The sequence below is a fragment of the Paenibacillus sp. strain BS8-2 genome (assembly GCF_054483835.1).
In genome coordinates this window covers 4,574,417-4,600,395 of sequence record NZ_CM137010.1, presented here as the reverse complement: position 1 = coordinate 4,600,395, position 25,979 = coordinate 4,574,417, and the positions used below count along the sequence as shown (strand labels likewise).

The 25,979-nt window shown below is 44.8% G+C and carries 33 protein-coding genes and 2 pseudogenes; 15 read left to right on the top strand and 20 right to left on the bottom strand.

The annotated features are described in order from the left end of the window. Positions 1–280 precede the first annotated feature (280 nt). The 5 genes from ACX1C1_RS19925 to ACX1C1_RS19905 all read right to left on the bottom strand — a co-directional run bounded on the left by ACX1C1_RS19925 (position 281) and on the right by ACX1C1_RS19905 (position 3,069). Complete coding sequence (locus ACX1C1_RS19925; RefSeq protein WP_458953903.1) at positions 281–628, bottom strand: antibiotic biosynthesis monooxygenase family protein; 348 nt, start codon at positions 626–628, stop codon at positions 281–283. A gap of 63 nt (positions 629–691) precedes the next feature. Then, a complete protein-coding gene (locus ACX1C1_RS19920) occupies positions 692–1,054 on the bottom strand; it encodes an MmcQ/YjbR family DNA-binding protein (RefSeq protein ID WP_458953902.1) in 363 nt (120 codons plus the stop codon). Positions 1,055–1,160: 106 nt separating this feature from the next. Beyond that, a complete protein-coding gene (locus ACX1C1_RS19915; RefSeq protein WP_458953901.1) occupies positions 1,161–1,712 on the bottom strand; it encodes a hypothetical protein in 552 nt (183 codons plus the stop codon). A gap of 2 nt (positions 1,713–1,714) precedes the next feature. After that, positions 1,715–2,245: a YfiT family bacillithiol transferase gene (locus ACX1C1_RS19910; RefSeq protein WP_458953900.1), complete on the bottom strand. Its 531-nt coding sequence runs from the start codon at positions 2,243–2,245 to the stop codon at positions 1,715–1,717. Between the two features lie 101 nt (positions 2,246–2,346). Then, positions 2,347–3,069, bottom strand: a complete 723-nt coding sequence (locus ACX1C1_RS19905; protein WP_458953899.1) for a YebC/PmpR family DNA-binding transcriptional regulator — start codon at positions 3,067–3,069, stop codon at positions 2,347–2,349. Positions 3,070–3,249: 180 nt separating this feature from the next. Here ACX1C1_RS19905 and ACX1C1_RS19900 point away from each other — a divergent pair, with 180 nt between their 5' ends. Next, on the top strand, positions 3,250–3,768 hold the full coding sequence (locus ACX1C1_RS19900; RefSeq protein ID WP_458953898.1) for a TlpA family protein disulfide reductase: 519 nt from the start codon (positions 3,250–3,252) through the stop codon (positions 3,766–3,768). Between the two features lie 41 nt (positions 3,769–3,809). On the opposite strand, the gene ACX1C1_RS19895 is transcribed toward ACX1C1_RS19900, so the two are convergent. Next, positions 3,810–4,361 (bottom strand): GNAT family N-acetyltransferase, encoded by a 552-nt coding sequence (locus ACX1C1_RS19895; protein ID WP_458953897.1) that lies wholly within the window; start codon positions 4,359–4,361, stop codon positions 3,810–3,812. Between the two features lie 136 nt (positions 4,362–4,497). Between ACX1C1_RS19895 and ACX1C1_RS19890 the strand changes: the two genes are divergently transcribed. Then, entirely contained in the window at positions 4,498–6,339 is a 1,842-nt protein-coding gene (locus ACX1C1_RS19890; RefSeq protein WP_458953896.1) for a stalk domain-containing protein, read from the top strand. Between the two features lie 195 nt (positions 6,340–6,534). Here ACX1C1_RS19890 and ACX1C1_RS19885 read toward each other — a convergent pair whose 3' ends face one another. Genes ACX1C1_RS19885 through ACX1C1_RS19870 form a run of 4 tightly spaced genes read right to left on the bottom strand, consistent with a single transcriptional unit; the run spans position 6,535 to position 8,796 of the window. Continuing rightward, the gene (locus ACX1C1_RS19885) at positions 6,535–7,185 is read right to left on the bottom strand and encodes a hypothetical protein (RefSeq protein WP_458953895.1); all 651 of its coding nucleotides are present in this window, start codon (positions 7,183–7,185) and stop codon (positions 6,535–6,537) included. Between the two features lie 30 nt (positions 7,186–7,215). Next, positions 7,216–7,773, bottom strand: coding sequence for a pyridoxamine 5'-phosphate oxidase family protein (locus ACX1C1_RS19880; RefSeq protein WP_458953894.1), 558 nt, complete (start codon positions 7,771–7,773; stop codon positions 7,216–7,218). Then, entirely contained in the window at positions 7,757–8,320 is a 564-nt protein-coding gene (locus ACX1C1_RS19875) for an NUDIX hydrolase (protein WP_458953893.1), read from the bottom strand. Before ACX1C1_RS19875 ends, ACX1C1_RS19880 begins: the two co-directional genes overlap by 17 nt. Before the next feature lie 23 nt (positions 8,321–8,343). Continuing rightward, positions 8,344–8,796 (bottom strand): hypothetical protein, encoded by a 453-nt coding sequence (locus ACX1C1_RS19870; protein ID WP_458953892.1) that lies wholly within the window; start codon positions 8,794–8,796, stop codon positions 8,344–8,346. 411 nt (positions 8,797–9,207) lie between these two features. On the opposite strand from ACX1C1_RS19870, the gene ACX1C1_RS19865 reads away from it, so the two are divergent. The 11 genes from ACX1C1_RS19865 to thiD are packed head-to-tail and all read left to right on the top strand — an operon-like array spanning position 9,208 to position 18,559. Then, the gene (locus ACX1C1_RS19865) at positions 9,208–10,542 is read left to right on the top strand and encodes an acetylornithine deacetylase (protein ID WP_458957740.1); all 1,335 of its coding nucleotides are present in this window, start codon (positions 9,208–9,210) and stop codon (positions 10,540–10,542) included. Continuing rightward, entirely contained in the window at positions 10,539–11,210 is a 672-nt protein-coding gene (gene tenA / locus ACX1C1_RS19860) for a thiaminase II (protein ID WP_458953891.1), read from the top strand. Before ACX1C1_RS19865 ends, tenA begins: the two co-directional genes overlap by 4 nt. Then, complete coding sequence (locus ACX1C1_RS19855) at positions 11,207–12,037, top strand: ABC transporter ATP-binding protein (protein ID WP_458953890.1); 831 nt, start codon at positions 11,207–11,209, stop codon at positions 12,035–12,037. The genes tenA and ACX1C1_RS19855 overlap by 4 nt, the downstream gene beginning before the upstream one ends. Next, complete coding sequence (locus ACX1C1_RS19850; RefSeq protein WP_458953889.1) at positions 12,034–12,807, top strand: ABC transporter permease; 774 nt, start codon at positions 12,034–12,036, stop codon at positions 12,805–12,807. The genes ACX1C1_RS19855 and ACX1C1_RS19850 overlap by 4 nt, the downstream gene beginning before the upstream one ends. Before the next feature lie 51 nt (positions 12,808–12,858). Then, positions 12,859–13,866 carry an ABC transporter substrate-binding protein gene (locus ACX1C1_RS19845; protein ID WP_458953888.1) on the top strand — a complete coding sequence of 336 codons (1,008 nt, stop codon included), beginning with the start codon at positions 12,859–12,861 and terminating at the stop codon, positions 13,864–13,866. Positions 13,867–13,881: 15 nt separating this feature from the next. Further along, positions 13,882–14,892, top strand: a complete 1,011-nt coding sequence (locus ACX1C1_RS19840) for a ThiF family adenylyltransferase (RefSeq protein WP_458953887.1) — start codon at positions 13,882–13,884, stop codon at positions 14,890–14,892. 31 nt (positions 14,893–14,923) lie between these two features. Further along, positions 14,924–15,556: a thiamine phosphate synthase gene (gene thiE, locus ACX1C1_RS19835; RefSeq protein WP_458953886.1), complete on the top strand. Its 633-nt coding sequence runs from the start codon at positions 14,924–14,926 to the stop codon at positions 15,554–15,556. Then, complete coding sequence (gene thiS / locus ACX1C1_RS19830; protein ID WP_458953885.1) at positions 15,553–15,750, top strand: sulfur carrier protein ThiS; 198 nt, start codon at positions 15,553–15,555, stop codon at positions 15,748–15,750. Before thiE ends, thiS begins: the two co-directional genes overlap by 4 nt. Before the next feature lie 3 nt (positions 15,751–15,753). Then, positions 15,754–16,533 (top strand): thiazole synthase, encoded by a 780-nt coding sequence (locus tag ACX1C1_RS19825; RefSeq protein WP_458957739.1) that lies wholly within the window; start codon positions 15,754–15,756, stop codon positions 16,531–16,533. Between the two features lie 35 nt (positions 16,534–16,568). Continuing rightward, positions 16,569–17,726 carry a glycine oxidase ThiO gene (thiO, locus tag ACX1C1_RS19820; RefSeq protein ID WP_458953884.1) on the top strand — a complete coding sequence of 386 codons (1,158 nt, stop codon included), beginning with the start codon at positions 16,569–16,571 and terminating at the stop codon, positions 17,724–17,726. Next, entirely contained in the window at positions 17,726–18,559 is an 834-nt protein-coding gene (gene thiD, locus ACX1C1_RS19815) for a bifunctional hydroxymethylpyrimidine kinase/phosphomethylpyrimidine kinase (protein ID WP_458957738.1), read from the top strand. Before thiO ends, thiD begins: the two co-directional genes overlap by 1 nt. Positions 18,560–18,644: 85 nt before the next feature. Here thiD and ACX1C1_RS19810 read toward each other — a convergent pair. Then, a pseudogene (locus ACX1C1_RS19810) lies at positions 18,645–18,806 on the bottom strand (aldo/keto reductase); the annotation flags it as partial. Positions 18,807–18,837: 31 nt separating this feature from the next. Then, positions 18,838–19,410: an SF0329 family protein gene (locus ACX1C1_RS19805; protein WP_458953883.1), complete on the bottom strand. Its 573-nt coding sequence runs from the start codon at positions 19,408–19,410 to the stop codon at positions 18,838–18,840. A gap of 231 nt (positions 19,411–19,641) precedes the next feature. Between ACX1C1_RS19805 and ACX1C1_RS19800 the strand changes: the two genes are divergently transcribed. Further along, a protein-coding gene (locus tag ACX1C1_RS19800) for an IS3 family transposase (protein ID WP_458953848.1) occupies positions 19,642–20,791 on the top strand; the annotation gives its coding sequence in 2 pieces (ribosomal slippage) (positions 19,642–19,916 and positions 19,915–20,791; 1,152 coding nt in all). A gap of 162 nt (positions 20,792–20,953) precedes the next feature. On the opposite strand, the gene ACX1C1_RS19795 is transcribed toward ACX1C1_RS19800, so the two are convergent. The 8 genes and pseudogenes from ACX1C1_RS19795 to ACX1C1_RS19760 all read right to left on the bottom strand — a co-directional run. Then, positions 20,954–21,619: a class I SAM-dependent methyltransferase gene (locus tag ACX1C1_RS19795; protein ID WP_458953882.1), complete on the bottom strand. Its 666-nt coding sequence runs from the start codon at positions 21,617–21,619 to the stop codon at positions 20,954–20,956. Then, on the bottom strand, positions 21,594–21,716 hold the full coding sequence (locus tag ACX1C1_RS19790) for a hypothetical protein (RefSeq protein ID WP_458953881.1): 123 nt from the start codon (positions 21,714–21,716) through the stop codon (positions 21,594–21,596). Before ACX1C1_RS19790 ends, ACX1C1_RS19795 begins: the two co-directional genes overlap by 26 nt. 26 nt (positions 21,717–21,742) lie before the next feature. Next, positions 21,743–21,931 carry a zinc-ribbon domain-containing protein gene (locus tag ACX1C1_RS19785; RefSeq protein ID WP_458953880.1) on the bottom strand — a complete coding sequence of 63 codons (189 nt, stop codon included), beginning with the start codon at positions 21,929–21,931 and terminating at the stop codon, positions 21,743–21,745. Between the two features lie 36 nt (positions 21,932–21,967). Then, positions 21,968–22,549, bottom strand: coding sequence for a GNAT family N-acetyltransferase (locus ACX1C1_RS19780; protein ID WP_458953879.1), 582 nt, complete (start codon positions 22,547–22,549; stop codon positions 21,968–21,970). 42 nt (positions 22,550–22,591) lie between these two features. Then, on the bottom strand, positions 22,592–23,095 hold the full coding sequence (locus ACX1C1_RS19775) for a GNAT family N-acetyltransferase (RefSeq protein ID WP_458953878.1): 504 nt from the start codon (positions 23,093–23,095) through the stop codon (positions 22,592–22,594). 65 nt (positions 23,096–23,160) lie between these two features. Beyond that, positions 23,161–23,502, bottom strand: coding sequence for a hypothetical protein (locus ACX1C1_RS19770; RefSeq protein WP_458953877.1), 342 nt, complete (start codon positions 23,500–23,502; stop codon positions 23,161–23,163). Positions 23,503–23,569: 67 nt separating this feature from the next. Then, a complete protein-coding gene (locus ACX1C1_RS19765) occupies positions 23,570–23,914 on the bottom strand; it encodes a hypothetical protein (RefSeq protein ID WP_458953876.1) in 345 nt (114 codons plus the stop codon). Positions 23,915–24,083: 169 nt separating this feature from the next. Further along, a pseudogene (locus tag ACX1C1_RS19760) lies at positions 24,084–24,518 on the bottom strand (ADP-ribosylglycohydrolase family protein); the annotation flags it as partial. Positions 24,519–24,641: 123 nt separating this feature from the next. Here ACX1C1_RS19760 and ACX1C1_RS19755 point away from each other — a divergent pair. Beyond that, positions 24,642–25,946: an IS1380 family transposase gene (locus ACX1C1_RS19755; protein WP_458953874.1), complete on the top strand. Its 1,305-nt coding sequence runs from the start codon at positions 24,642–24,644 to the stop codon at positions 25,944–25,946. Positions 25,947–25,979: the final 33 nt, after the last annotated feature.

Below are 25,979 nucleotides of genomic sequence, written 5' to 3'. Positions count from 1 at the left end.
GTCAAGCAAAACGAACAAAGAAACTATGCTTCCACTTGGGACAAAAAGCGCAAATTAGCGGAATTTCGCCAACTTACGCTTATCCATTAGTTTCCAAATGGTTTCGACCACTAGTATCTTGGAACCATCCATAGATGCCAAGTCTCAGTCTTTGTTCCAATCGAATCTTATGTATAAATGAAATGTCGTTTAGATGCGAGTATAACTAACCCTCTTATAGGATAGGCAACATCCTGATGCAATGTGTTATCCGCAGTCCTTACCTACTGCGAGACACAAACTAATGATTGGGTAAGTTTCTCTTTATAGTAGTTTCGATAACTGTGCTTTTTTCTGTAAATCCAATCATTTCGAAATGTTCCACTGTCGGAAAGGGGTCATAAAAATGGTGTAACAATTGTTTCCATTCTTTATATTCTTCTGATTCTCTAAATCCAATCGTATGATCCTCAAGTGTTTCCCATTGTACTAACAATATGTACTTGTTCTTGTCTTCTAAACATCTTTGCAATTCATGTTTCAGGTAGCCCTTCATCTTTGAAATAATCCTGGAGGCTAACATGAAGTTATGTTCGAATTCGTTTGCCATTCCAGGCCTTACTTGGAGCATTGCGACTTCAAGTATCATATTTATCGTCCTTTTTGTTTTTTACTTGACGGCTTTGAATGGATTCCAGTTATCTTTATCGCATTATGTGATGTGGTGGTCTCCTCCGAACTTCTCTTCAAATTCCTTTATTAGTTTCTTTGTCGCCACACTTTTCCATGCCTTTATAAGCAATGATTTTGCTTCTTCTGGATCTATCCGATTCATATTTACATGCATATAATTCAAATTTGAAAATGTCTCAGGTACTCGAAAGATCTGAGGCTCTAGTTGGGTATATATTTCGCGTTCATCAGCTGTTGTTTTTATCGTTAACGTCACTTCATCTTCTTGGATGACAGCAAAAATCTTATTTTTTAATCGGAATGATGGTTTTCCCCAATGTTCGACTTCAAGTGATTCTGGAAGCTTCATAACAAACTCTCGAATCTCAGACACTAATATCATTGGCTCCATCCTCTTTAGAACATTGATCAAAATTCTTCCTTCAAAAAAATCATGATCAATTCCAGGAATTCTAAATCCACATTTTTGATATAGCTTCAGTAACAGCCTATCTTCGCCATTCCGTAGCATATTTTTTCTTGTATTTGGGATCGGATTCAAGCTCGATCAGTGAGAGCGCTCGATCCTTGATAGCTGCATTCGGGACCTCATCATATAGCTTACGCAATCCGACGATCAAATCGTATCGAATAAGCGTGTAGTTTTTTTCGCCTTCTGAGCTTTCGAATCGGTGACTGACTACGTCCAGTATCATCTGCAATTGCTCTTCTCCGGCGCGGCCGATCTTCCATAAGTTTTGGATCGTATGCCTTGCAGTCACAAACATCGGATCTCGTGTGATTTCCATGATAGCCGCAATATCTTCCATGATCCGCTTGTCAGGATCGCTGATGGCTAGACTGCACAACAACTGGGCGCCAATGGAACGGAGATGGTTATCCTTGTTAGTCAAGATAGACCTCAACAAATCCCATACCTCATACGCCCAAGGCACCGGCTTCTCAGTCATAGCCAACAGTGTCAAGTAGGCTTCAGTTCGGCGTCCTTTGTCGCCAGACATCAAATCGTCTATGTATGGTTGAATCGCATTGTCCATCATGTTTACTCCTTCCATCCCATTCGTGATGTGAGACTTGTAATATGTGCAAGATGATGGTTACCATGCCATGCATACATCCCGACGCTTCGATCCAGGGCATTGCTTTCACCCCTGCCGGGATGGTAGAACGTCCTTGCGAATTGTTCATTATTCATAGAACGAAGCAATGTTACCCACTTTCGGTGCAAGGAGGTAATGAAATCAAGCGAGGTTTCGATAGGCTCTTCAACTGAGTCTGCAAGCTCCGCCCAACTTGTTTCATCATAAGGACGAATGGTCGGATGTTGTTCCGTTAGTGCGAGCTTAAAGCGCATCAAACTATTCATGTGACTATCGGCAATATGATGAACAACTTGTCTCACTGTCCATCCGCCATCTCGATACGGGGTTTGAAGTTGTTCCTCGGATAATCGATTCGTTGCCTCACGGATTAAGGCGGGCAAATCACTGATTTCCTGAATCCATTTCTCCCGCTGTGCTGAATTAATCTCGCCTTCGAATGTAAAAGTTCCAATTGGATATCTAAGATCCATATCACACGCTCTCCCTTCATGTTGAGACAATAAATATGAGATTCCGGTACTTTCTTCTATATTTTAAGAAAAAGCCGCGATTGCTCGCGGCTTTCAGTAACCTAATCTTCTTGCTCTACATTATGATAAACTTGCTGCACATCTTCCAAATCCTCGAGCGCGTCGATCAGCTTTTCGAATTGTGTTTGTGCTTCGCCTTCCGGTAATTCCACATAATTTTGAGCCAGCATCGTAAGCTCAGCCACAGTAAACTCCATGACGCCTGCTTTCTTGAAGGCTTCTTGGACGTTATGGAATTGGTCTGGCTCAGCGTAAACGATAACGGAATCGTCTTCTTCGAGAATATCACGAACATCGGCATCTGCCTCGAGCATAATCTCCATGACCTCGTCTAATGACTTCCCGCTTACACCGAATACAGCAGTTGCATCGAACATATAAGAAACCGAACCGCTGACACCCATACTTCCGCCTTGTTTGTTAAAGGCGGCGCGCACAGCTGGCGCTGTACGGTTAACGTTATTCGTTAATGTATCGACGATAACCATGGAACCGTTGGGGCCGAACCCTTCGTATCTCAGCTCTTGGTAATTCTCGTCCGCGCTTCCTTTTGCTTTATCAAGCGCACGGTCGATAATAGCTTTAGGAACATTATACGTTTTGGCACGTTCCAGCACGACCTTCAATGCACGATTGGATTCCGGATCCGGTTCGCCTTTTTTGGCTGCAACGTAGATTTCAACTCCGAATTTCGCATATACCCGACTCGTATTAGCATCTTTGGATGCTTTCTTTTCTTTGATGTTATTCCATTTACGACCCATGCTGCTCCCACTTTCTACGATAATCTATCCTTCAACATTATAACCGATTTTGGTTAGGAATGGACAAGGTGTTCCTTATTTTTTGACATAAAACGTACTGCCTAGGTTTGGATAATGATCCCAACTATCGTATAATGAATCCGTTGGATCATTCGGAACTTTCGGAGAGGATGAACAGAATTGAAACGTGGAGAGAAATGGCTTACCCTATCCATCGCGGCAGCAGCTATCGCCATATTCGCATATGTTGGCTTGAGCAATGACGGCGAACGTCCTGCAGCAATAGAAGCAACCGGGATACAATTAAACGAGCTGCGCTCGAATGAGCTGGTAACGGTCGATTTCGCAGACAAACCAACCGTCGTATCCTTGTTCACTTCATGGTGCACCTATTGCAACGAAGATGCCCCCAAGATGGCAGCCTTGCACAGTAAGTACAAAGATAAACTAAATCTCATTGGTATCAACATCACGAATCGCGATGACCTATCGGAGGTTAGAAGCTACGTAGATCGTCATTCGCTTGAATATCCCATTCTGTTGGATACAAGCGGTGATATTTATGCCTCGTTCGGCGGAGATGGATTCCCTGCGCTGTATTTCGTCAATACCGATGGTAAGGTCACAGATGCGATCATTGGTTCAACCGACCAAGATACACTCGACGCTTCATTCCGCAAGCTCTTGGAACAATCCTAACCATACGACAATTAAGTCAGTCTGAGTCTGGGAGGCCACCTTTATTCCAACGCCTCATTCAACAGAACCATATGAATATGGTCCTCCCACTTCCCGTTAATTCGCAAATATCGTATCGCCAGTCCCTCGTTTCGGAACCCAAGTTTCTCCACAACTCTACGGGAAACCACATTTCGCGGCATAATATTGGCTTCGATTCGGTGCAATCCCAATCCCTCGAAAGCAAATTGGATCAAAACCTTTAATGCTTCCGTCATATACCCCTGATTCCTCTCCTGCTCATCGAGCCTATATCCTAACGTGCTATTTAAGAAAGCACCTTTAACAATATTACTTAACGTGACCGATCCGATAATTCGATTTGGGTCATCATGCTTATACATCCAAAATTTGTATTGTAACCCGGCAGCCATCAAATCCATGTCCTGCCTAAGCAGCATCTCTTGTGCCTCGATCGTATAGTAGCTTCGGTCCCGCTTCACTTCCCACTCCGTCAAAAAAGCTTGATTCCTCACAAAATACTCCAATACTTGTACTGCCCGTGTTTCGTCTGCCATTCGAAGTCTTAGTCGTTCAGCTTTCAGTTCTTGCAATGTAGTACCCTCCATCGATTTGATCGTTTGTAGATTATAGCACACGAAGATAAATTCCAGCTTTCCCCAAATCCAATGCAACTATTTTCCATTTGAAGCGTTATTTAATATATTACATATGAAAGCGAGGATATCTATGAATCGCAAACGGATTAAAATGCACAGCAGCATTGCGGGATTAACGATTATTGCACTGACCTTCTCGACCTTTGGCAGTACAAGCCTCCATGCACAGGATATGCCTACCACCTCATTATCTCCGTCACTTATCGAACAATTGGAGCAATGGAACAAGGGCGTTTACGTTGAATTCCATAATCCTTCAATTGGTTTGAGCGAACAACCCAGACTTAAAGATAATATCATGATGGTTCCAGCTCGAGAGATGTTGGTCGGACTTGGTTACATCTTGACCTGGGACGCGACAGACCGTTCATTACACGCAAAAAAACCAGGAAATTCTCGACCTGAGTTATTATTTGTTGATGGTCAATCCCAATTCCAAACTGGCGGCGAGACGGTTGCAGGCGGCACAGAAGCGTATATTGCTGATGATAAATTATGGATTCCTTTACGCGCCACCGTCGAATCAATCGGCTTTAAGGTCGAATGGATCCCTAACAATCGACTCGCAGTTGTAACTGACCCATTCGTTCTCCCCCAATTCCGAGTCATGACCATGGTGCCCACATCAGAGGTAGAGACGCCAACTGTATTACTAGAGGAGTTAAAGAACAAGTTTAAGCTAGATGCCGAGGTCAGTTGGGTTGGACCAGAATTTTATAAGCAGAAGTCCATGGTTATGATTGCCGCAGGCGATATGCCTTCATTGATGTTGTTAAACGATCCTTATGCCTTTTCGGATGAATTAATGAGAAGCTTCGCCGTGAATCCTAAATCAGTAATTGCTGATTATCCGCTACTACTTCAACTTGCAGAGGATGGTGCTGGAGCGCGCGATGTTTATGGTGAGCCTTACATGATTCCCCGTCTAAGCGATCCGAATCACGCAGCTTTTCCCGCCATCCGGCAAGATTGGCTGAGCAAGCTTGGTTTAGCCATACCTACAACGATGGATGAACTATATGCTGTGATGAAAGCATTTGCGAATAACGATCCGGATAACAATCTGATCAAGGATACCTATGGACTGATCGGAACCACCATCGGTGATCATTCCCTCGATTGGGTAGAACATGTCTTTACTGGAAGTCCCGAACGCTTCAGCATCAAGAACGGAGCAATTATCGATCATGCCGTAACAGAACATTATACGAAGGCGTTGCAATGGCTTGCCAATGCTTATAAAGAAAGACTTCTGGATCCAGAATTCGCTGTAATCGACTCTGAACAAGTGCAAAGCAGAATCGAAGCCGATCATGTAGGGATTAGTTCGCTAACCATTGAGCAAGCTGCCGAACGAAGCAAAGATGAATCGGTGTGGCTGCCGCTCGGCTTACTCAAGGCCGATACTAACAGCAGCCCTGTTGCGCCTTGGAATGCATCAGGATCGGGATCATACATGATCTCAACAATGGCCAAAGAAAATCCAGCCCAACTACTGGAATGGTTGAACTATGGGATAGAATCAACTCAAAATGATGGCTGGAGCGAGCTCAAAGGTTGGAGTGACGCTGATCAAGCAGCCGTTAACAGCTTGTTCGGCCAGCCTGATCTGCTTCAACATAATGCCGTGCTCGATGCACTGCCCGAAGATGTACACAAACTATATGCCGCTTCAGTTGAACAATGGCGTAAGGTCAGTTATGCGGATTCGGCATTCCCGGAGGCGGCATTACGATTGAACCAAGAAAAGTATGTGGAGCTTAACAACAGCATGAATCAGATTAAAACAAAGGTGATCATGGGCGCGATGAGCATCGAGGAATGGACAACGTATCAGCAAAAGCTGGTCGCTTCAGATGCTTATCGTGCGATGATGAAAGAACTTAAAGAGCTGCTTCAAGCTAGGCAATAAGCAATGAACCAGGTAGACACGATTCCAACGTTCCCTTAATCGTCCGTTGCACTGTTGCCTCGATTGTTAGACAAATCATAATAAACGAAACCGTAATTTATCGAAATGGCTGATCGAGCCCCATTTCACTAAGTTACGGTTTCTTTATGTTTACTTTCAAATTGTCGAAGGTGGATGAACTATATGCAAGCTAAACTAATACCATCTGACTACTTTCACTTCGTCACCTTGCCGGAATTGAACACCGATTTCGGTGGAGAAACCTTGCATTTGGGTTACATTAGGCTTACTAACGAAAGTAAGACCATATTGACGCTTCGAATGCGAGGATAACAGAATCGTATGCGGTTCAATTAGATCTTCCGTTTCTACATGTACAAGCGGTCTTACTTCAACGAGCTGATCGGAAGCACTATGATTGATGAGCTTAAGATTACACTGATAGACCACTAATTCATCTGCCCAATGCCAGTTACATTTCGATTCTTTGGAATAATCGAGGGCTGATATGCCAGTCGAGTTCCAGTGAGCTCCGAGTAATAGCACATAGGTTGTCGAAGGGAATACAATCAGAAATCCAATCGCCGCTAATACAATTCTCCTGCCAGGATGTTTGTATCTAGCTTTAAGTTCGCGGTGAAGCCCCCATGTGCCTAATCCGACCAGCACAAGAGCGACCAACAATGAAATATGTAGACCTGAACCATCACCCTTGCTCCAAGCTTTCCAGCCTAACAGTTGAAACAAATGATCGATTGTCTGAACCCCGCGATGATCGATCCCAATTAAACTTAAACCAACAACGAATGCGCTGATCCAAGCCATTAGTCTCATTTTACTCGACAATATGACAGACCTCCTTATTCCAATCTACCTTTAATCGTTTAAGAACGTTTCGCCAATAGGCGTCAAGATTCCATCCATGCTGGTTGCATTTTTTGTTTTGCGGTATTCCGTCAATTTCTCTTCACCTTTGTTGTTCGCCCACGTTAATAATGTGTCGCGCTCTCCTTCATATCCGTAATAAGGGATACTGAAACCGCAAGATGACTTGACGATATCAATTTCGGCTACGATGATTTGTCGATACCCAGGCAGCAGCACGAATTCCGGTGCTAATACTTCCCAAGCTTCCGTCCCTGGTAGAATGACCTCGCCTCGGCCATACAATCTAAGAATGAGCGGCTTACCTTGGAACGCGACGAACATAAATGTAATGCGGTCCAGCACGGACAGATGGGCGCTCGTCTCATTGCCGCTGCCAGTCAGGTCCAAATAAGCTACACGGTTAGGTGATAACTGGCGAAAGACATCATGCCCTTTGGGAGATAGATTGACATGACCGTCTGGTGCTGCTGTTCCGACAAAAAACAGATGCTGCTCACGGATAAACTTCTCATGCTCTGGCAAAATCCGTTCATATGCTGTTCCCATTAGACACAACCTCCATTTGTTTGCGAATAAAATCTGCAGCAAGGTACAGCTCGGCTAAATCCGACCTGCCAACACTCTCGAATCTGCGAATGGCTTCTTCGATTTGAACGACCTCAACCGCCACGACTTGTTCGCCATCAGGCGGATTAAGCGGCTCACCTACTAATGAAACTTGCCCGAATCCCATGATTCGAACAAAGTTCGGATGAGGAATATGCGCTCGGTAAGGATGCTCTGCATCAGATTTGCAATTAAATTGACCGAATATCGTATAAGACTCCAGCTGCCCGCCTAGCTCCTCCATTACTTCACGGCGAAGTCCATCCAAATAATGTTCACCTGGTTCAAGCGTCCCTCCAGGTAACTCCCACATACCACTTTCGATCTGAAAGATCACATAACCTTGCTCGGTATAGGGTACGATGCTCACATTGCTTACCCATTTTTCGTCGGTTTGCTTGGTTAAAGCAAATGTAGCATGTACCGGTCCCCATACGATTGGTGAAGATAACGTAGGAAATTCGTTTAGCGAAAGTTGCGTCATCATATAAAGCTCCTTTGATCGTTCTTTTAAAACTCTAGCTCCAACTCCCCAGTGACCTGCATGACATGTTCTCTTATTTCTTCACGCTGTTTATCATTTAACTTCGAGTTGGAGTAATAGGCTGTATCGTCTGGGAGATTAATGGTGGCGGGCCCGTTCACTTCTACTCTTTTCTCGTCCCTATCATTAGTCATCAACATTTTAGATTTTTCGGAGTACGAATGCATGATCTCTGTTTTGACGAAGGTTCCAGAGGCATCATAATAATCTTCAATGATACGAATTCTGAATATTAGTACGTGTTTATTTTCCTTTACATAAGTAATGGCATTTACTTTTTTATAGCTACTTGTTCCATCGGACTCCTCGATTATGAACCCTTCAACTGTTTCCTTCTCGATTGCGGATGGATCTTGTTGTTGACAAGAAGTTAAGAAAATAACGCCAATAGTTATCATCATAATAAAGATTCGTTTCATTTGGATCTCCCTTCTATTTAGTAGCATTCAAAACAATATCGCTTGAAGATGCAATTGTTATCGTATTGTACCATCTTTTACCACACAGTAGAAGGAATAACGTTCGATTAATTACTCTTTCTAACCTATATACTTACGATTAATTTATGTGGTTAATTAATAACCGTTCTACAATTTTTGTATTGCCATTTTCAATCACCTGGTTTATAGTGGGAGCAATTGCATAATGTACGGGGGCTGGATGAAGTCTGGCTGAGAGTGGGAACTCGTTTCCCTGACCGTTAATCTGAACCAGGTAATGCTGGCGTAGAGAACTAGTCGAATTGAAGCCATTCGTTTATTCTCGGATGGTTTTTTTCTTTGTCCGGCGCTATCCTGGCAATCGTCCAAGGAGGTGTTTGTGTAATGTCCATGCAACAAACTTCGCATCAACTTATCCAACACATGCAAGCGCTGGTCGCAACGAGGCAAGACGAATTACTCCATCTTCTTGAGCAATTAGTTGCTTTCCCCACTGTCAGTCCCCCCGCTCGCAATACCGAACAAGCGCAACGTTTTGTTGAGTCTCAGCTTAAATCCTTTGGTTTCGAAACTTCCCGATGGGATGTCTATCCAGGTGATCCCAATGTTACAGCGACTAAACGCGGATCTTCTAGCGCCGATTATCGCAGCCTGCTTCTCAATGGGCATATCGACGTCGCTGAGGTAGGCGATCTAACTGGCTGGAGCCATGACCCCTTCAAACTTACTTTAGCCAATAACCGTTTATATGGCCGCGGGGTCGCCGACATGAAAGGTGGACTAGCCGCAATCTTATTTGCGCTCAAGCTATTGCATGAGCAGGCTGTTCCACTTAAAGGTGATCTGCTTGTGCAATCCGTTATAGGCGAAGAAGCCGGAGAAGCCGGTACTCGCGCTTGCATGGAAAGAGGCTGTGAGGCAGACTTTGCCATCGTGGCCGATACCAATTCTCTTGCTATTCAAGGTCAAGGCGGTGTCATTACAGGCTGGATCACGATTCAAAGTCCCGAGACCCATCATGATGGCCTGCGTAGTCGGATGATTCATGCCGGCGGCGGCATGAATGGCGCAAGCGCGATTGAGAAGATGATGAAGCTACTGACTGCCTTACAAGAGCTGGAGAGGCATTGGGCGGTAACAAAAACATATCCGGGCTTCCCTGCTGGTTCTAATACAATTAATCCAGCCGTTATCGAAGGCGGGCGGCATGCAGCTTTTGTTGCAGATCGTTGTGCGCTCTGGATTACGGTTCACTTCTATCCTGACGAAGATTTCGAACGTATAACAAGTGAAATTGAAGATCATCTGCTGCGAGCAGCCGCGAGCGATCCTTGGCTTCGCTTGCATCCCCCCACCTTCAAATGGGGAGGTCGATCCATGATCGAGGAGCGTGGCGAAATATTTCCTTCACTAGCACTGAATCTTGAAGCTGCCGGATTAAAGGAGCTCGCAAACAACCATCAAGCTCTTCTTGGCACCGCGCCTGAAATTGGGATGAGTTCCACAGTGACCGATGCAGGATGGATTGCCAGAACAGGAATTCCGACTGTTATTTATGGTCCGGGTGAGCTGCGACATGCTCATGCGATAGATGAAAACGTCGATTTGGACGAGCTTATCCAATATACGCAAGTACTGATCGGTTTTATCATCAACTGGTGCAATACAAATAAATCACTAGTGGATGTTCCACACCATACGAAGGAAAGGATGATACTCCATTGACCTTGTTCAGCGATCGTCTATATGAGTCTAGTCACCCCATATGGGAGAAGAGCCACCGACATCCGTTTCTGACTGAGCTTCAAGATGGTTCGTTAAGCAAAGATCGATTCATCTTTTATTTGAAACAAGATTACGTTTATCTGATTGATTATGCCAAGCTGTTTGCAATTGCTAGCGTGAAATCACCGAATCTAGATACGATGCATCGATTTGCAGAACTCTACCACTCTACACTGAATGTCGAGATGGAGCTGCACCGTCAATATGCCGAACGTTTCGGCGTTTCTAGAGCTGAGCTGGAACAGACCAAACCTTCGCCCACTACAATCGCCTATACCAAATATATGTTAGATGTGGCGACATCAGGATCGCTTGCACAGGTATTGGCCGCACTATTGCCTTGCATGTGGAGCTACCGCGAGATTGGCGTCGCATTCGCCGCAATTCCCGGAGCACTGGATCATCCTTTGTTTAGTGAATGGATTCTGATGTACAGCTCCGACGAATTTGGCGAATTGACGAATTGGTGCATCGATCAGATGAACCAGCTGGCCGAAGGATTGCCGGAACGTGAGCTTGCTGTCCTCGAGGAGCATTTCTTAACGACTTCGCGGCTTGAATATATGTTCTGGGATATGGCATATCGGCTCGAAGAGTGGCCTGTGTGAGCGACAACAAATTTCAAAGTTCAATCTCAGCGTTAGCCTTATCTGTAGAGAGCTTAGATTTTCACTTTCCTGAAGCGCCGCCACTATTCGACGGTCTCAGCTTTGAGCTGCGAGAAGGTGAGTTCGTCAGCTTGCTTGCTGCGAGCGGCATGGGCAAAACAACATTGTTCCGCCTTCTAGCAGGTCTTCTCCCTGCTACGAACGGTTCCATTCGCGTCGGGAAGGAAGGATTAGACGTTGTCGCAGCTGCTAAACGAGGCTGCATCGGTTATATGCCGCAGCGCGACGGACTCATGCCTTGGCGAACCGTGCTGGACAACGCTGCAATCGGACTAGAGCTGCGCGGCATGCGACGCAAGGAAGCCCGCAACGAAGTACTGAAGCTGCTTCCGAGTATGGGACTCTCCGGCACTGAGCGCAAATATCCGCATGAGTTATCAGGCGGCATGCGCCAGCGTGTCTCCTTTCTTCGATCGCTGTTAGGCGGCGGTGAGCTGCTATTGCTCGATGAACCATTTGGCGCGCTGGACGCAATGACGAGAATCTCCATGCAGGAGTGGCTGCTTCAGACATGGGAGCTGCACCGTAAGACCGTGCTATTCATTACACATGATGTTGATGAAGCACTTCTGCTATCTGATCGTGTTCTTGTCGCTTCGCGGGCGCCGATCACATCGTTTCGTGTGATGAAGGTCCCACTCCCCCGCCCTAGACGCCAGACAGTGGTGATGGAGCCTTCATTCATTGAATGTAAACGACATTTGCTTATGCTGTACAAAGATCAAGAAAACGACTTCCTTCCCACTCGGGAGGCGTCGCGGATATGAGGGCATGGAGTCAGAGAATGTTGACAACTACTCGTCAGCAAGTTCCGCTTGTCGTGTTTCTTATGCTTTTGTGCGGATTATGGGAAATTGGTCCCCCACTCGCCGGTATCCCACATTACATGATTCCTAGATTATCAGATGTCTTAGCCGCTTTATGGGAGGATCGACAGCCTTTGATCCGCCACTTCGGCGTCACTTTATGGGAAGCGGTACTCGGACTAGGATTTTCGGTCTTGCTTGGGGTACTTATCGCAGTCGTAATCGATCAATTCAAGCTGGTCGAACGTACCTTGTATCCCCTTATTGTGGCCTCTCAGACCATACCGATCGTCGCCCTTTCTCCGATTATGGTGATGTGGTTCGGCTATGAGCTCGGCAGTAAGGTGGCAGTTGTTATCCTGTTTACCTTCTTTCCAATTGCGGTTAATACGGCATCTGGCTTTCGTGGTGCAGACCAGGATACTGGTGATTTGCTACGTACAATGGGTGCAAGCAGATTCCAGCTCTTGATAAAGTGGAAGCTGCCCTCTGCATTACCCGGATTTCTAACCGGTCTTAAGCTGGCAGCCGCAATCAGTGTTGGCGGCGCAACGCTTGGCGAGTGGCTCGGTGGTCAATCGGGACTAGGTATGTATACGAAGCGCGCTTCCAACATGTTATCTGGAGATGAGGTTTTTGCTGGCGTCTTGCTTCTGTCTCTTATGGGCATCGTGTTGTTCCTTTTCGTATGGTGGATGGAGCGGTTGTTGCTTTCCTATCGAAGAACGTAATCTTATTCATATATCGTTTATAATCATTATAGAAACCGGAGCTGAGATCATTTGAAGAATAGACATTCTTTCTTTTCTACATTACGCTTGACTATAGCCATTACGACCACAAGCACCTTGTTATTTACGGGCTGCTCCACGAGCACAACAGATGAACCCAAGCTAGAAGACGTGACTATCCTGCTTGACTGGTATCCCAATGCAGTACATACCTTCTTGTATGCCGCTGAGGAACAAGGTTACTTCGAAGAAGCTGGTCTACGAGTGAAGCTGCAGACTCCGGCAGGAACCAATGATGCGATTAAGCTCGTGGCGAGTGGCAAAGCGGATCTTGCCCTCAGCTATCAGATGCAAGTAGCCATTTCTCGGGCAGAAGATATTCCGGTAGTGTCGCTGGCCGCAATTGTAAGACATCCGCTGAATCGGGTGTTCGCTCTTGAATCCAGCGGTATACAGAGTCCAAAGGACTTAGTTGGTCAAGTAGTCGGCTATCCTTCCATCCCATTGGACGAAGCCATTGTCAGTACGATGGTCCAAGCTGATGGTGGTGACGCATCCGCTCTACAATTCCAGGATATCGGTTGGGATCTCATGCCGGCCATCACGACGGGGAAGGTGGACGCAATCGTGGGTGGTTATGTGAATCACGAGAAGCTGCTTCTCGAGAAGGAAGGCGCCAAGCTTGTTACCTTCGATCCATCGCAATTTGGCGTTCCTGACTATTATGAACTGGTTCTAATTGCAAGTGAGGACGGCGCCGATAAGAAGGCAGATTCCTATCGTAAATTTATCGAAGCAGCGGCCAAAGGTCAGAAATATACCTCAGAGCATCCGAAAGAAGCTCTACAACTCCTGCTCGATAAGCAAACCAATGAATACCCGCTAGATGCGGTTATCGAACAACAAAGCTTAGACATTCTGCTCCCCTTAATGGATGCGGGCAATGAGTCATTCGGTTCTCAATCACTCGATTCTTGGCAATCGGTCATCGAGTGGCTGCAAGTACAAGGTCAACTGAAGCAAGAATTAGACCCGGAATTGGTTTTCCGGAATTTATAAGCGAGGGAAGCTCACATGAACGAACGGTATTCAAGACAAATTTTATTCGCTCCCATTGGTGAAGCCGGTCAACAGAAATTAAAGGACAGCTCGGTATGTATTGTCGGTATGGGCGCACTTGGTACTGTTCTCGCGAATCACATGGTTAGAGCCGGTGTAGGCTTTGTACGAATCGTTGATCGGGATTATGTGGAAGCCAGCAATCTACAACGCCAGCTCCTATATGACGAAGACGATGTTCATCAAGGTTATCCGAAGGCCATTGCAGCACAGAAAAAGCTTAACCGCATTAACTCTGAAGTGCGGGTCGAAGCATTAGTCATGGATGTGACCGTTCATACAATAGATCAATTGCTCGAAGACATCGATCTTGTGCTCGATGGTACGGATAACTTTAACACTCGTTTCCTGCTTAACGACGCCTGTTTCCGCCAAAGTATCCCCTTTATCTACGGTGGAGCCGTTAGCTCCCGTGGGATGAGCGCCGTTCTGATTCCAGGGGTAACACCTTGCTTCCGCTGTTTCGTCCCTGCTGGCGATTCGAGCGGACAAACCTGTGATATGATCGGCGTCATTTCGCCCATCGTAGATATCATCGCCTCATTCCAAGCTACGGAAGCGCTGAAAGTGCTTGTTGGTGCCGAAGCTGCCCGGAGAGGCGGACTGCTCTCAATCGATATTTGGAACAATCATATTTTCGAAATGAAGCTCGGAGAGCCTCGCAAGGATTGCCCTTGCTGTCAATTGAAACAATATCCTGCATTAGAAGCAGCATCAGATGATGCCATCTCTTTGTGTGGCAGAGAGACAATCCAGTTTGCAGGCAAGGGTCCTCTAGATCTAGCTTCCTGGGAGCCGCGATTAAGAGCAGTCGCCATGAGCTTGACGTTAAACAACTACTTGCTTCGTGCAGAGCTTCCGGATGGTGAGCGGATCGTACTTTTCCCGGATGGTCGAGTTCTCGTACAAGGAACAGACGACCTTGTACGCGCCAAGATTATCTATGACCGATACATCGGAAGTTAAAAAAGTTATTAGACGATAGGAGTTGACTCAATTGAAGGATTTCCGGCTCTATGCGATAACTGGCGAGGTATTCCATCCCGGACGCGAGCTTGTAGAGGTTATGGAAGAAGCTATTCTTGGTGGTGTAGACATCATTCAACTTCGAGACAAGATTAGCGATCGAGACGAGTTATTGAACAAAGCTAGAGCACTGCGCGACTTGACTCGCAAATACAACGTCACCTTTATCGTCAATGATTATATTGATATCGCACTGGAAGTAGATGCTGACGGGGTTCATCTCGGACAAGGCGATTTGCCGCTTGCAGAAGCTCGTAAGCTTATGGGAGACAAAATTATCGGCATCTCTACGCATGCAATCGAAGAAGCATTACTCGCCGAGCAGCAAGGCGCCGATTACATTGGCGTTGGTCCCGTCTTCCCTACAGCTACCAAAGCAGATGTGGTGGATCCAGTCACAGTATCCTATGTCCGCCAAGTAGCTGACACGATTCAAATTCCATTCGTAGCGATCGGCGGCATCAAGCTCCATAACGTGGACGAGGTGCTAGCTGCCGGTGCAACACGAATCTGTGCAGTCAGCGAGATTGTAGGCAGTCAAGATGTCAAGGGAACATGCGAAGCGTTCCTTTACAAGATTAACCGAACGGTGCAAGCGAAATGAAAATCATAGTGAATGGAAAGCTCGAACAGATGGATGTTGTTACGGTGGCGGATATTGTCGCACATTACGACCTGCTGGACAAACCGATCGTCGTTGAAGCCGATGGAATTGTATTGTCCAAGGAACAATGGACTTCTACCAACGTGTATGAGGACAGCAGAATCGAATTGGTCCACTTTGTCGGAGGAGGCTGAATGATGAACAAAGATATATTACGAATTGGCGGTATCGAGTTGACTTCCCGATTGTTTCTCGGAACCGGGTTGTTCCCGAATCCATATATTCAACAAGAAGCTATAAAAGCATCTGGCGCAGAAGTGCTAACCTTCGCAATTCGCCGAGTCAATTTATCTTCCGCTGAGGATGACTCCATCCTGCAGCATATCGAACAGCATAAATTCACGTTTCTTCCCAACACATCAGGAGCTCGAACGGCTGAAGAAGCGATACGTATTGCGCGTCTCGCACGTGCCTCAGGGTTAAGTGACTGGGTGAAGGTCGAAATCAGTGCCAATGAACGGACCTTGTTGCCCGATCCGATCGAGACTCTGCGTGCCACTGAGCAGCTCGTAAAGGAAGGATTCACCGTTCTGCCCTACACATCCGATGATCCCATTCTCTGTAAGCGGCTAGAAGGAGCTGGTGCAGCAGCCGTTATGCCTGGTGGCGCGCCTATCGGAACAGGTCTTGGTATCCTGAATCCCTATCATATCGGACTCATTGTTGAGGAGGCTTCCGTACCGATCATCGTGGATGCTGGATTAGGCTCTGTTAGCGATGTCGCTCAAGCCATGGAGTTAGGCTGCGCAGGCGTACTTATGAATACACCTGTTGCAAAGGCCAGAGACCCCATCGGTATGGCGACAGCTATGCGTCTCGGGATCGAAGCTGGCAGACTTGCCTACTTGTCGGGCCGGATTGCTAAGAAGAAATACGCTACGGCAAGCAGCGGATTCGACAATTTGAAGTTAAGCTAGACTCGTATTCCTACTAGAGAAAGCTGGTCACATACATGAGTGAAACGATCTTGATTATGGGCGGCGGTGTTATTGGTTTATCCGTAGCACTTGAACTGCAGAGTCGTGGATATCAGACAACCGTGCTCGAGTCATTAAATTGCGGCGGACAAGCTTCAGGAGCTGCTGCCGGTATGCTTGCCCCATATTCCGAGAATATGGATGGTCCTGATCCATTTTTTCAATTATGCCAGGATAGCTTACGATTGTATCCAGATTGGATCGAGAAGGTTCGAGAGCGATCATCTATCAGCTTCGAATATACCGAATCAGGAAGCCTATACCTCACCTATCACGAAGCAGATCGGCAGGTGCTAGAGGGCAGATTGCTGTGGCAGCGTCAACATGGATCATCCGGCACTCTACTAGAAGGTGATGCGTTATTCGAGATGGTTCCGCTCTTGACGCGCGAGGTGAAGGCAGCCCTCTACACGCCAGAAGAAAGTCATCTCTACGCGCCGGACTATGTTAGAGCGCTCGAAGATGGTTGTCGCGCATCTGGCGTTATCATCCACGAGCAACTTGGACAAGTAACGGTTGTTCAGTCGCAAGAGAGTATCCTTCTGGAAGCAAGTGATGGCCGCCGATTCGAAGGTGATCGGCTTGTCGTTTGCTCAGGTGCTTGGGCTCAGGATCTGTCCAGCTCCTTTGACATCCCACTCCCGATCTATCCGATCCGCGGCCAAATTTGTGCTTATACGCATGACGAGATTCATTATGGTGATGAAAGCAAAGCGATACGCCATATGTTATTTTGCAATCAAGGATATCTGGTTGCGAAGGCGAACGGGACGCTTGTCTGCGGTGCATCGGAGGATGTCGCCGGATACGATACAACCGTTACCAAACGCGGCATAGATCGGTTGCTAGGCTGGAACAAGCAGCTCATTCCGGCTCTTGCCTCACATGTCCCCTTCCATCAGTGGGCTGGGCTACGACCGTCCACGCAGGACGGTTTCCCATTAATCGGGGAGCTAGATCAAACGGCACAAGTCTTATTCGCAGCGGGGCATTATCGTAATGGTATTCTGCTCAGTCCAATTACCGCCAAGCTCATTGCCGATCGACTCGAGAACAAAGTGATGCCAAGCTATTATTCATATTTCTCACCTACGCGTTTTGACCCAACGAGACGAGAGGAGCTTCGATCTTGATGCAACTAATAGAACATCCTTCGGAGCAACAGGTTCCTCGTGCGCTTACGATTGCGGGCTCAGACAGCAGTGGCGGTGCAGGGATCCAAGCCGACTTGAAAACATTTCAAGAGTTAGGTGTATACGGTATGTCAGCCCTTACTGCAGTTACCGCTCAGAATACGACTGGTGTGCAAGCAGTTTATCCGTTAAGCCCTGAGGCCGTGTCCATGCAAATACGTTCAATCGGCAACGATATTCGCGTCGATGCCATCAAGACTGGCATGTTGTTCAGTCATGACATTATTGAAGCCGTAGCCGCTTCACTGCGAGAATTCAAGTGGACGCGTGTCGTCGTTGATCCCGTAATGGTAGCGAAAGGTGGTTCCGTTCTGCTGCAAGAGGCTGCATTAACAGCGTTTAAGACGATGCTTCTCCCGCTCGTTGATGTGGTTACACCTAACATCCCCGAAGCCGAGCGACTGACAGGAATGACGATTCGGTCTTCTGCGGACAAACGTGATGCCGCAAGACGATTGGCTGACCTTGGTATTCGATATGTTATCATGAAGGGCGGACATGAGAGCGGAGAAGAAGCTATCGATCTGCTCTATGATGGATCCGGATTCTCCGAATTTGCAACGAAGCGGATAGACACGATTCATACTCATGGTACGGGCTGCACCTTCTCTGCCGCACTGACTGCTGGACTTGCTCAAGGTCTCGAAATCGAGCCAGCGCTTCGCCAAGCTAAAGCGTTCATACAAGCTGCCATCGAACAAGATATCGGGATCGGCGGCGGCATCGGACCTACTAATCATTGGGCCTATCGTAAAACATATGGAACGATCTAGCCAGAAGCATTCATTCATTAATCTGTGTTTCAATTATAGTTGAATGTTACTTCTCCGAAAAATAACCGCCCTTATGGGCGGTTATAAAATTGATTCCAAGCTCGATCGCTTTCTTAATTATAGGACGACCCTGCTCTTCATCAAGCACCTATTGATGAATCCATCGCTCCGCTATTCCAAAATTCATACAGCCCAGACAAAACCGGGAGACATCCAAACCGGAATTTCCGAGTTTTGTATATTCTATTCAAATCCCCTCACATTCTAAAGCTTCTCCTTCATGACATCGTTTGAATACGTAGTTCGTAAAAATATTGAACTGCAGGATGTTTTAACTTTATCGTCTCCTCCATCTGCAGAATTCTTTTTTTCCCAACTCGCCTGTCTACTAATGCCAAAATATTTAATAAAATTTCATTACATTCTAAGCTTTCCTGAATTGGAAGGGACAGGAATCGATTTGCTTCGACCATAAAGTTTGATTTACTTAAAGCGGTTTGAACGAGGAAAAGCTCTTTTGCTATCCCTGATATTTTGCGGCTTCGCACCATTTCCCGCAGACGCTCCTCAGGCGCTTTTCCTTTGGTTTCCGTTCGAACGGCTTCAAGTTCACCATGAGTAATCGGTATTTGAAATACGGAATCATTTTTTATCTCCAGCTCCGATTTAAACCATTTAATTGAAGTCGTCGTATCGTTCATATTGAGAATATTTTTTTTATCAACGGCTATATAACACAGCCCTGCTTTATCGGGTATATATTTGTATCCAGTCGCTTGATACTCCACCCTTTCACTTAATGCAGGAGCGAGAAAAGACACTAGCTGTTGTTTCACTTTGCTCCAGGACATGTAGCCCTCCTCGTCATTCACTTTGTTTATTGCAATTATACCGTATTGAATTGTCCAGTCATAATTGACTGCAAGGCTTTTTAGCTACAAAAGTTATACAATCTGTCAGGAGCTTAATTTCTTGGTCGTTTCTGTTAATATTGTATGCCAACTGTTTAATCGTTCTCTTTTTGATCTCCCATTATAATGCTACATATAATCTAGACAGCAAAAAAGGAGTTTCTTAGTTGTATGACGACCAGCAGAAGAAAGTTCAGCCCAGAAGAGAAGGCACGTATTGTACTGGAAATTCTAAAGGAAGAAAAGACGTTGTCACAGATCGCAACGGAGGAGGGAATTCATACGAATGTCCTCAACCGGTGGAAATCGGAAGCCGTTCAAAACCTTTCTCAATTGTTTGTCGATGATCGTAAAGGCATCACGAAAATGAAACAGGAATACGAGCAGCAAATCGAAGAACTCTACGGCGAGGTTGGCAGATTAACGACCCAATTGTCGTGGCTCAAAAAAAAATCTGGCCTCTAATCTATCCCGTGATGAGCGTGTAGATTTATTGGAATGGGACTGCCCAGAGCACTCTATCTTCGTACAAGCGGATCTCTTAAGCCTGAACCGCTCCAGCCTGTATTACAAGCCGGTGCCTCCATCTCCGGAGGAAATTCGCCTCAAGCACCGAATTGATGAGCTTTACACAAAGCACCCGTTCATGGGCTATCGAACGATCGCTTCGATTATGAATCGGGAGAACGACGCGATTCACGAAAATACGGTAAGGCGCTATATGCGCGAAATGGGAATCATGGCGATCTACCCAGGTCCGAACCTGAGCAAACGTGATCTTCAACATCGAATCTATCCCTATCTGTTACGTAAATTGGCGATTACAGAGCCGGATCAGGTCTGGAGTGTGGACATCACCTATGTTCGGCTGAAGCAGGGATGGATGTACTTATACGCCATTATAGACTGGTATTCCCGTTATATCGTAGACTGGCAGCTTGATCAGAGCCTAGAAATTGGTTTTGTACTCGAGACGATGAAACGGGCACTGGCAAGGCGCAAGCCGGGCATTGTGAACAGTGATCAAGGGAGCCATTTCACAAGTCCACAATACATTGATTTGCTGAAAGAGAACTACGTTCGCATTAGTATGGATGGCAAAGGTCGCGCAACCGATAATATTGCCATCGAACGGTTTTGGCGCAGTCTGAAGTACAATGAGATCTATCTGAATGACTACAACAGTCCACGTGAGGCTCGAAACGGCATCCGTAGTTATATTCATCTTCATAACCACTATCTGCCGCACCAGTCCTTGCAGAAGCACACGCCAGCTGTTGTGTATAACCGTGAAGTCGTGCTTAAATTCACATCTGAGTAACGGAGGAAGAACCTTTCCTCCCGCGCCTTCGCTTGAGCTTTGTCCTCCACCTGTGGACAACATCATGCAGGGAATGATTAACTGTTATTCCATCTCAGATAAGGGATAGGACCTCCTATACCGAAGCCTTAATAAAAACTTGTGAATCATTTCACACCTTAACTATATTAAAATAACTGTCTTGACATCTTGTAGCACCATACATCCTTCATACTGCGTGTCTAATAGATTTAACATGTTTACGGTTGTTAGATTTATCTCAAACTGCGGATCACATTTTTCATTCGTTAATAAATTGATTTCATTTATATTTGAACCGATGATGATACAATTGACTCCGTGATCGGTCGTGCCCATTTTCATTTCTGTTAGTTTTTGCGCGAGTGTCTCTTCATTACTGACATGTTCTAATGCCGAAACGGCGATAATCATGTCATACTCATTTTGTTTGATCTTAAAGTTTTCAATATCTGATAATCGGGCGTCAATAATGGACTGAACATCATATCTTTTACTATTGTCGATCAACTTCAATATGGCGGATTCAAGTAAATCAACACAAACCACTTTTCCATGACGATTTTTTATGGTTTCTGCAATTGGAATGCTATTTCTACCGATACCTGAACCCAAGTCCAGAACCGTAAGTGTATCATAATCGTCAAACTGTCTCAAAATATCCAGTACCGTTTGAACTGGTTTATGAAGCCATGAACCTGATTCAAATAGATTATAATTATCATAACAATAATCATGATATTTTTTCTCTTCTGACCTTATTCGGTTTAACCTGTTCAAATGATCACCTTCGTTTCGCTTGATCCCCATCGGTCTTCTCCTCTTTATGACCTGAGCTTTTGATTAGTTCTTCAACCTTTGTTCGATCCGTTGCTCTTAAATGATAGCTTGCGCTGAATTCACTCATCGCCAAGATCCCTCCACAAGTAACCATTAATAAAATAAATAATTAATGAGTCCAACTATAATCAAAATAATGATTCCTATAATCATAAAGCCTGACAAACCATATTTTAGGTTATCCTTCATTGGAACAGGTGAACGATCACCGCAGTGAGGACAAAAACTTGCAGTAGATGAAACTTGATGATTACAAACACGGCAATTGATTAGTGTTCCCATATTGTCTCCGATCAAATTTTATATTTTTGTATTCGACTACTTGAGCAGGACATTTTCGAATCTTTGTTTGATTTGAGGCCAATCCGAATCGATGATGCTATACATATTAGCATCTCTAATGAATCCATCTTGCATGATTCCGAATTTCCTAAGAACTCCTTCTTTTTGTGCGCCTAATCGCCTAATCGCTCGATCAGATCTTTCATTACGGCTATCTGCCTTGAATCCAACTCTTAACATATTCAGTTCTTCGAAACAGTAATTCAAAAGAAGGTACTTACATTCCGTGTTTACCCGAGTATTCCATACCTTTGGGATGAACCAAGTCCATCCGATTTCTAGATTCCTGTACTCATTTGAGATATTCATAAATCTCGTAGAGCCTACAAATTCATTTTCCACCTTATCAAACACAGTAAATGGATGTTCTACTCCGCGCTCATAATTAATCAATGATTGACGATAAATTCGTTCAAGATCTTCTACACTTTCAAATCGTTTAGGGAGAAAACGCCACACTTCCTCTGAAATACTGTCTTTCCACAACTTTGAGATATCCTCGTATTTCATCGTTTCAAGAATAATTCTTTCATTTTCTAATCGAATATATGGATGCATTTGCTCACTCCAACTCAATGATATACTTGTCTATTCAATACGTTACAATTGCAATACCATTAATTCTTCGTCGTAATATTGGCCATTATACTTTAAGGCATTGCGTTCTAATCCGTATGTTTCGAACCCGACTGATTGATACAACCTCTTTGCCTGATCATTAGTTGTGACTACACTCAATTTCAATTGTTCAAGTTCATCCATACCTCTTACCATTCTTATCAATTCTTTCATCAGTGATTGCCCAATTCCTTGCTCTCTATATTCCTCTGACACATACATTCCATAAATGTTGGCTTTATGTTGTGACTTTATTCCATTATCTCGAATAAGAGCTACAGTCCCCGCCAAAAAACCGTGATCATCCAGGGCTCCTAAAATAAATTTGTCCTTATTCGGTTTAATTCGATCCATTACGAATGCCATAGAAAAGGTACTTTCTCTCTCATAAGTCGAACCGAACGCCTCGGGATTGGTTAATAATGCACGTAATCGTAACTCTTGGTATAGTTGTGCATCTGATTCAAGCAATACTCTTATAATCAAATGAACTCCTCCCATTTTTTGAATTTGTCTCTTAAACCCACATAATTGTGAGGATCTCAATCCGCTTAATCCTTATTATCTTTTAAACGATCATTCTCTGAAACGTGCTTCTCAAGTTCTTCTTCTATTTGTTTATCGATTTCTGTCATAAATTCTGGATCTCGAATTGCATTTTTATATTCTTCTTCACTTCGTTTTAATTCTATTTCCACTTTTTCTTCTTCTCTCAGCAAGCCTAATTTTTCTCTAATCATTTGTAGATCGACACTTATCTGTTTATTCTTCTGATAGGTGCTGAATACCATTCCAAATAAGATGATGATGAGGATTACAATGCCGTATGGCCCCAATACAATAATGGAAAGGACAAGAATGACAATCGCTATTATATTCCCTTGAAGAATCAATTTGTTGTCTCCTTCCCTATTCCTTTTAGTCGGTTTATGTAACTTGAATTTCTATTCCGTTTCTATCCTACTGCAGTTGATTCAAAATGTAATCGTTCAAATCATTCAGTTTATTCGTCACATAAATAATCTCTTGATTCTTTTTCTTTACGATCACATAAAGAGGTGTTTGAGAGACATTAATTCTTTTATCAGGATGATCTAGCACCCCATAGCTAATAAAGCTAATATGATTTTCAGGATCTTTGATACTTTCATATAATTCTCGATCGTTATCAACAGAAGTATTGTAAACAATGAGTCTATATTTAGGATTATCTTCAAAGAAGGAAACTACTCCTTGATAACAGACAAACGTCACTACCATGGAGATGCCCAAATAAAATAGATATTTATTAATCAATTTATTCATGAGTAGTTCCTTTACAATAGATTTTTCACATGAACTTGATATGATTAAAAAACCATCTTCGGCCCTATCCTGGAGTGGGGCTTAAATTCTTCAAAGATTCAAATAGCTCACCTATTATACCATCATATTCCAAAAAAATGAGTGAGTAAATATCTGAGTTCTATGATAACTATAATATAATCCCGTATCGATCATTGAACCTTCTTATGGTAGACCTAAAGCTTGAATCTAACCTCATCATTACTCCTGAAACCATTTCATTAGGCATATTTTTGTAATAAGCTTGTGCTATACCGCCTGCCATACACGCGATTGTATCACTATCTCCACCAAGCGAAATGGCTTTTCTAATAGCATCTTCAAAATCTTCTGACTCAATAAATGCAATGATGGCATGAGGAACAGAACCCTGACAACTTGGATCAAAAGTATAATTCGGTCTAATATCGTCTAAACTTTGTTCCAAGTTATATTTAAATGTTTTTTGAATATATTGTTTAATTTCGGATTTTGTATGTCCAGCGTTTGCCAAATATACTGCAGAAGCTATCGCTTGTGCTCCTTTAATTCCTTGCTTGTGGTTATGCGTGACCATTGCTGATCTTTTAGATTCCTTTAACCTGAATTACGAAAGTAGCCTTGTCTAGAAAATAGAAAAAGCGCCCCAATCTTTGGTAGAATGGTGTTTGTCGGAACAACATCACCCAAAGAGAGGAGCACCCATAAGGTGAAGTCTAACACAAAAATCACGAACTTGAAAACGGAATTTTCTATGAGAAATGCAACAAATTTTGCAGGCAGCAAGGTGGTCCTGGCCTTTCTCGAAACAATTGGCTTGGGCGAGGCTTTTCAGACCCTGGGTCTTTCAAAAGCAGCCAATGCTTTATTCCCTACCCATCGCATCCTTCAGTATCTCATAATAGGCTGGTTGCTCGGATGCGAACGTCTCTTTCATTTTAAATTGCTGCAGCAGGATGCTCTTATTCGTCATGCACTTGGCGGCCGCTTGCCTCATCATACGTTATTGAACAAGGAGTTGCTTCGCTTTGGCAAGTCACAGGAATCCTTCTTACCTAACTTGCGCGCGCTCAACTTCGACATCATTGCTCCGGCGCTTCCCGAACGTTCCATTCTCGATTTGGATTCATCCGTAGAAACCGTTTATGGTCATCAACAAGGCGCCGCTGTTGGCGTCAACAGTCATAAGCGAGGACGTAAGAGCTATCATCCCCTTCTCGTCTTTGAAGGACAATCACGGCTTCTCGTTAATGCCATGCTCCGATCAGGTAACACAAGCAGCTCCACGGATGTCCTTCCGTTTGCTGAGCAAACGCTCCAACTGTTGAGTGAACGAAAAATTAGTCATGTCCGATTCGACAAGGGCTTTGGCGGCGAAGACTTTTATGCGTTCTGGGAATTCAAGTCCATCGGCTATGTCGGCAAGCTGAAATGGACGAACCGTCTCGCCGAGCAAGTACATGCATGCGAGCACTGGACTCGTTTCGTCGATGATGAGGATTGGATCATCGAAGGCGTCGTCCTGTATTACAAAGCTACAACTTGGGACAAGACAAGGCGTGTGGCTGTTATTCGTAAGATGCAGCGATATGCGGACGATCATCCTCAGCTTGAACTGGACCTTCTCTGGCAGTATGAAGCAATGGTAACCACTGAGGCGTGGGAGGCCATTGATGTATGGCGCTTCTACAACCAGCGTTGCTGCATGGAGAACTACATCAAGGAAGGCAAAAATGGCTTCGCGATTCATCGTATTCCGACACAGTCGTTTGCTGCCAACGAGATTGACCTTCTGCTTAAGCTTTTGGCTTACAATCTGTTTGAACGTTTCAAACTACAATGCTGCGATCCGATTCATCGATCGTTTACCATCCAACGCTTTCGCAGAGAGTTCATTCATTGTGCAGGCGTGCTCGTACGAAGCGGTCGCCAGTTGACCTTAAAGTTGGCGGAAGCGTTCCAAAACCGATGGGCGTGGCTGCAAATGGAACGAAAAAGTATTTTACTGGAATAATGAATAATCCCATAATTAGTCTTGGAAAATGCC

Coding starts and splice junctions, on each gene's coding strand:
- ACX1C1_RS19925 (WP_458953903.1), bottom strand. CDS start 628: ATGATACTTGAAGTCGCAATGCTCCAAGTAAGGCCTGGAATGGCAAAC.
- ACX1C1_RS19920 (WP_458953902.1), bottom strand. CDS start 1,054: ATGATATTAGTGTCTGAGATTCGAGAGTTTGTTATGAAGCTTCCAGAA.
- ACX1C1_RS19915 (WP_458953901.1), bottom strand. CDS start 1,712: ATGATGGACAATGCGATTCAACCATACATAGACGATTTGATGTCTGGC.
- ACX1C1_RS19910 (WP_458953900.1), bottom strand. CDS start 2,245: ATGGATCTTAGATATCCAATTGGAACTTTTACATTCGAAGGCGAGATT.
- ACX1C1_RS19905 (WP_458953899.1), bottom strand. CDS start 3,069: ATGGGTCGTAAATGGAATAACATCAAAGAAAAGAAAGCATCCAAAGAT.
- ACX1C1_RS19890 (WP_458953896.1), top strand. CDS start 4,498: ATGAATCGCAAACGGATTAAAATGCACAGCAGCATTGCGGGATTAACG.
- ACX1C1_RS19880 (WP_458953894.1), bottom strand. CDS start 7,773: ATGGGAACAGCATATGAACGGATTTTGCCAGAGCATGAGAAGTTTATC.
- ACX1C1_RS19875 (WP_458953893.1), bottom strand. CDS start 8,320: ATGATGACGCAACTTTCGCTAAACGAATTTCCTACGTTATCTTCACCA.
- ACX1C1_RS19870 (WP_458953892.1), bottom strand. CDS start 8,796: ATGAAACGAATCTTTATTATGATGATAACTATTGGCGTTATTTTCTTA.
- ACX1C1_RS19865 (WP_458957740.1), top strand. CDS start 9,208: ATGCAACAAACTTCGCATCAACTTATCCAACACATGCAAGCGCTGGTC.
- ACX1C1_RS19850 (WP_458953889.1), top strand. CDS start 12,034: ATGAGGGCATGGAGTCAGAGAATGTTGACAACTACTCGTCAGCAAGTT.
- ACX1C1_RS19840 (WP_458953887.1), top strand. CDS start 13,882: ATGAACGAACGGTATTCAAGACAAATTTTATTCGCTCCCATTGGTGAA.
- thiS (WP_458953885.1), top strand. CDS start 15,553: ATGAAAATCATAGTGAATGGAAAGCTCGAACAGATGGATGTTGTTACG.
- ACX1C1_RS19825 (WP_458957739.1), top strand. CDS start 15,754: ATGAACAAAGATATATTACGAATTGGCGGTATCGAGTTGACTTCCCGA.
- thiO (WP_458953884.1), top strand. CDS start 16,569: ATGAGTGAAACGATCTTGATTATGGGCGGCGGTGTTATTGGTTTATCC.
- thiD (WP_458957738.1), top strand. CDS start 17,726: ATGCAACTAATAGAACATCCTTCGGAGCAACAGGTTCCTCGTGCGCTT.
- ACX1C1_RS19805 (WP_458953883.1), bottom strand. CDS start 19,410: ATGTCCTGGAGCAAAGTGAAACAACAGCTAGTGTCTTTTCTCGCTCCT.
- ACX1C1_RS19795 (WP_458953882.1), bottom strand. CDS start 21,619: ATGGGGATCAAGCGAAACGAAGGTGATCATTTGAACAGGTTAAACCGA.
- ACX1C1_RS19790 (WP_458953881.1), bottom strand. CDS start 21,716: ATGAGTGAATTCAGCGCAAGCTATCATTTAAGAGCAACGGATCGAACA.
- ACX1C1_RS19785 (WP_458953880.1), bottom strand. CDS start 21,931: ATGGGAACACTAATCAATTGCCGTGTTTGTAATCATCAAGTTTCATCT.
- ACX1C1_RS19780 (WP_458953879.1), bottom strand. CDS start 22,549: ATGCATCCATATATTCGATTAGAAAATGAAAGAATTATTCTTGAAACG.
- ACX1C1_RS19765 (WP_458953876.1), bottom strand. CDS start 23,914: ATGAATAAATTGATTAATAAATATCTATTTTATTTGGGCATCTCCATG.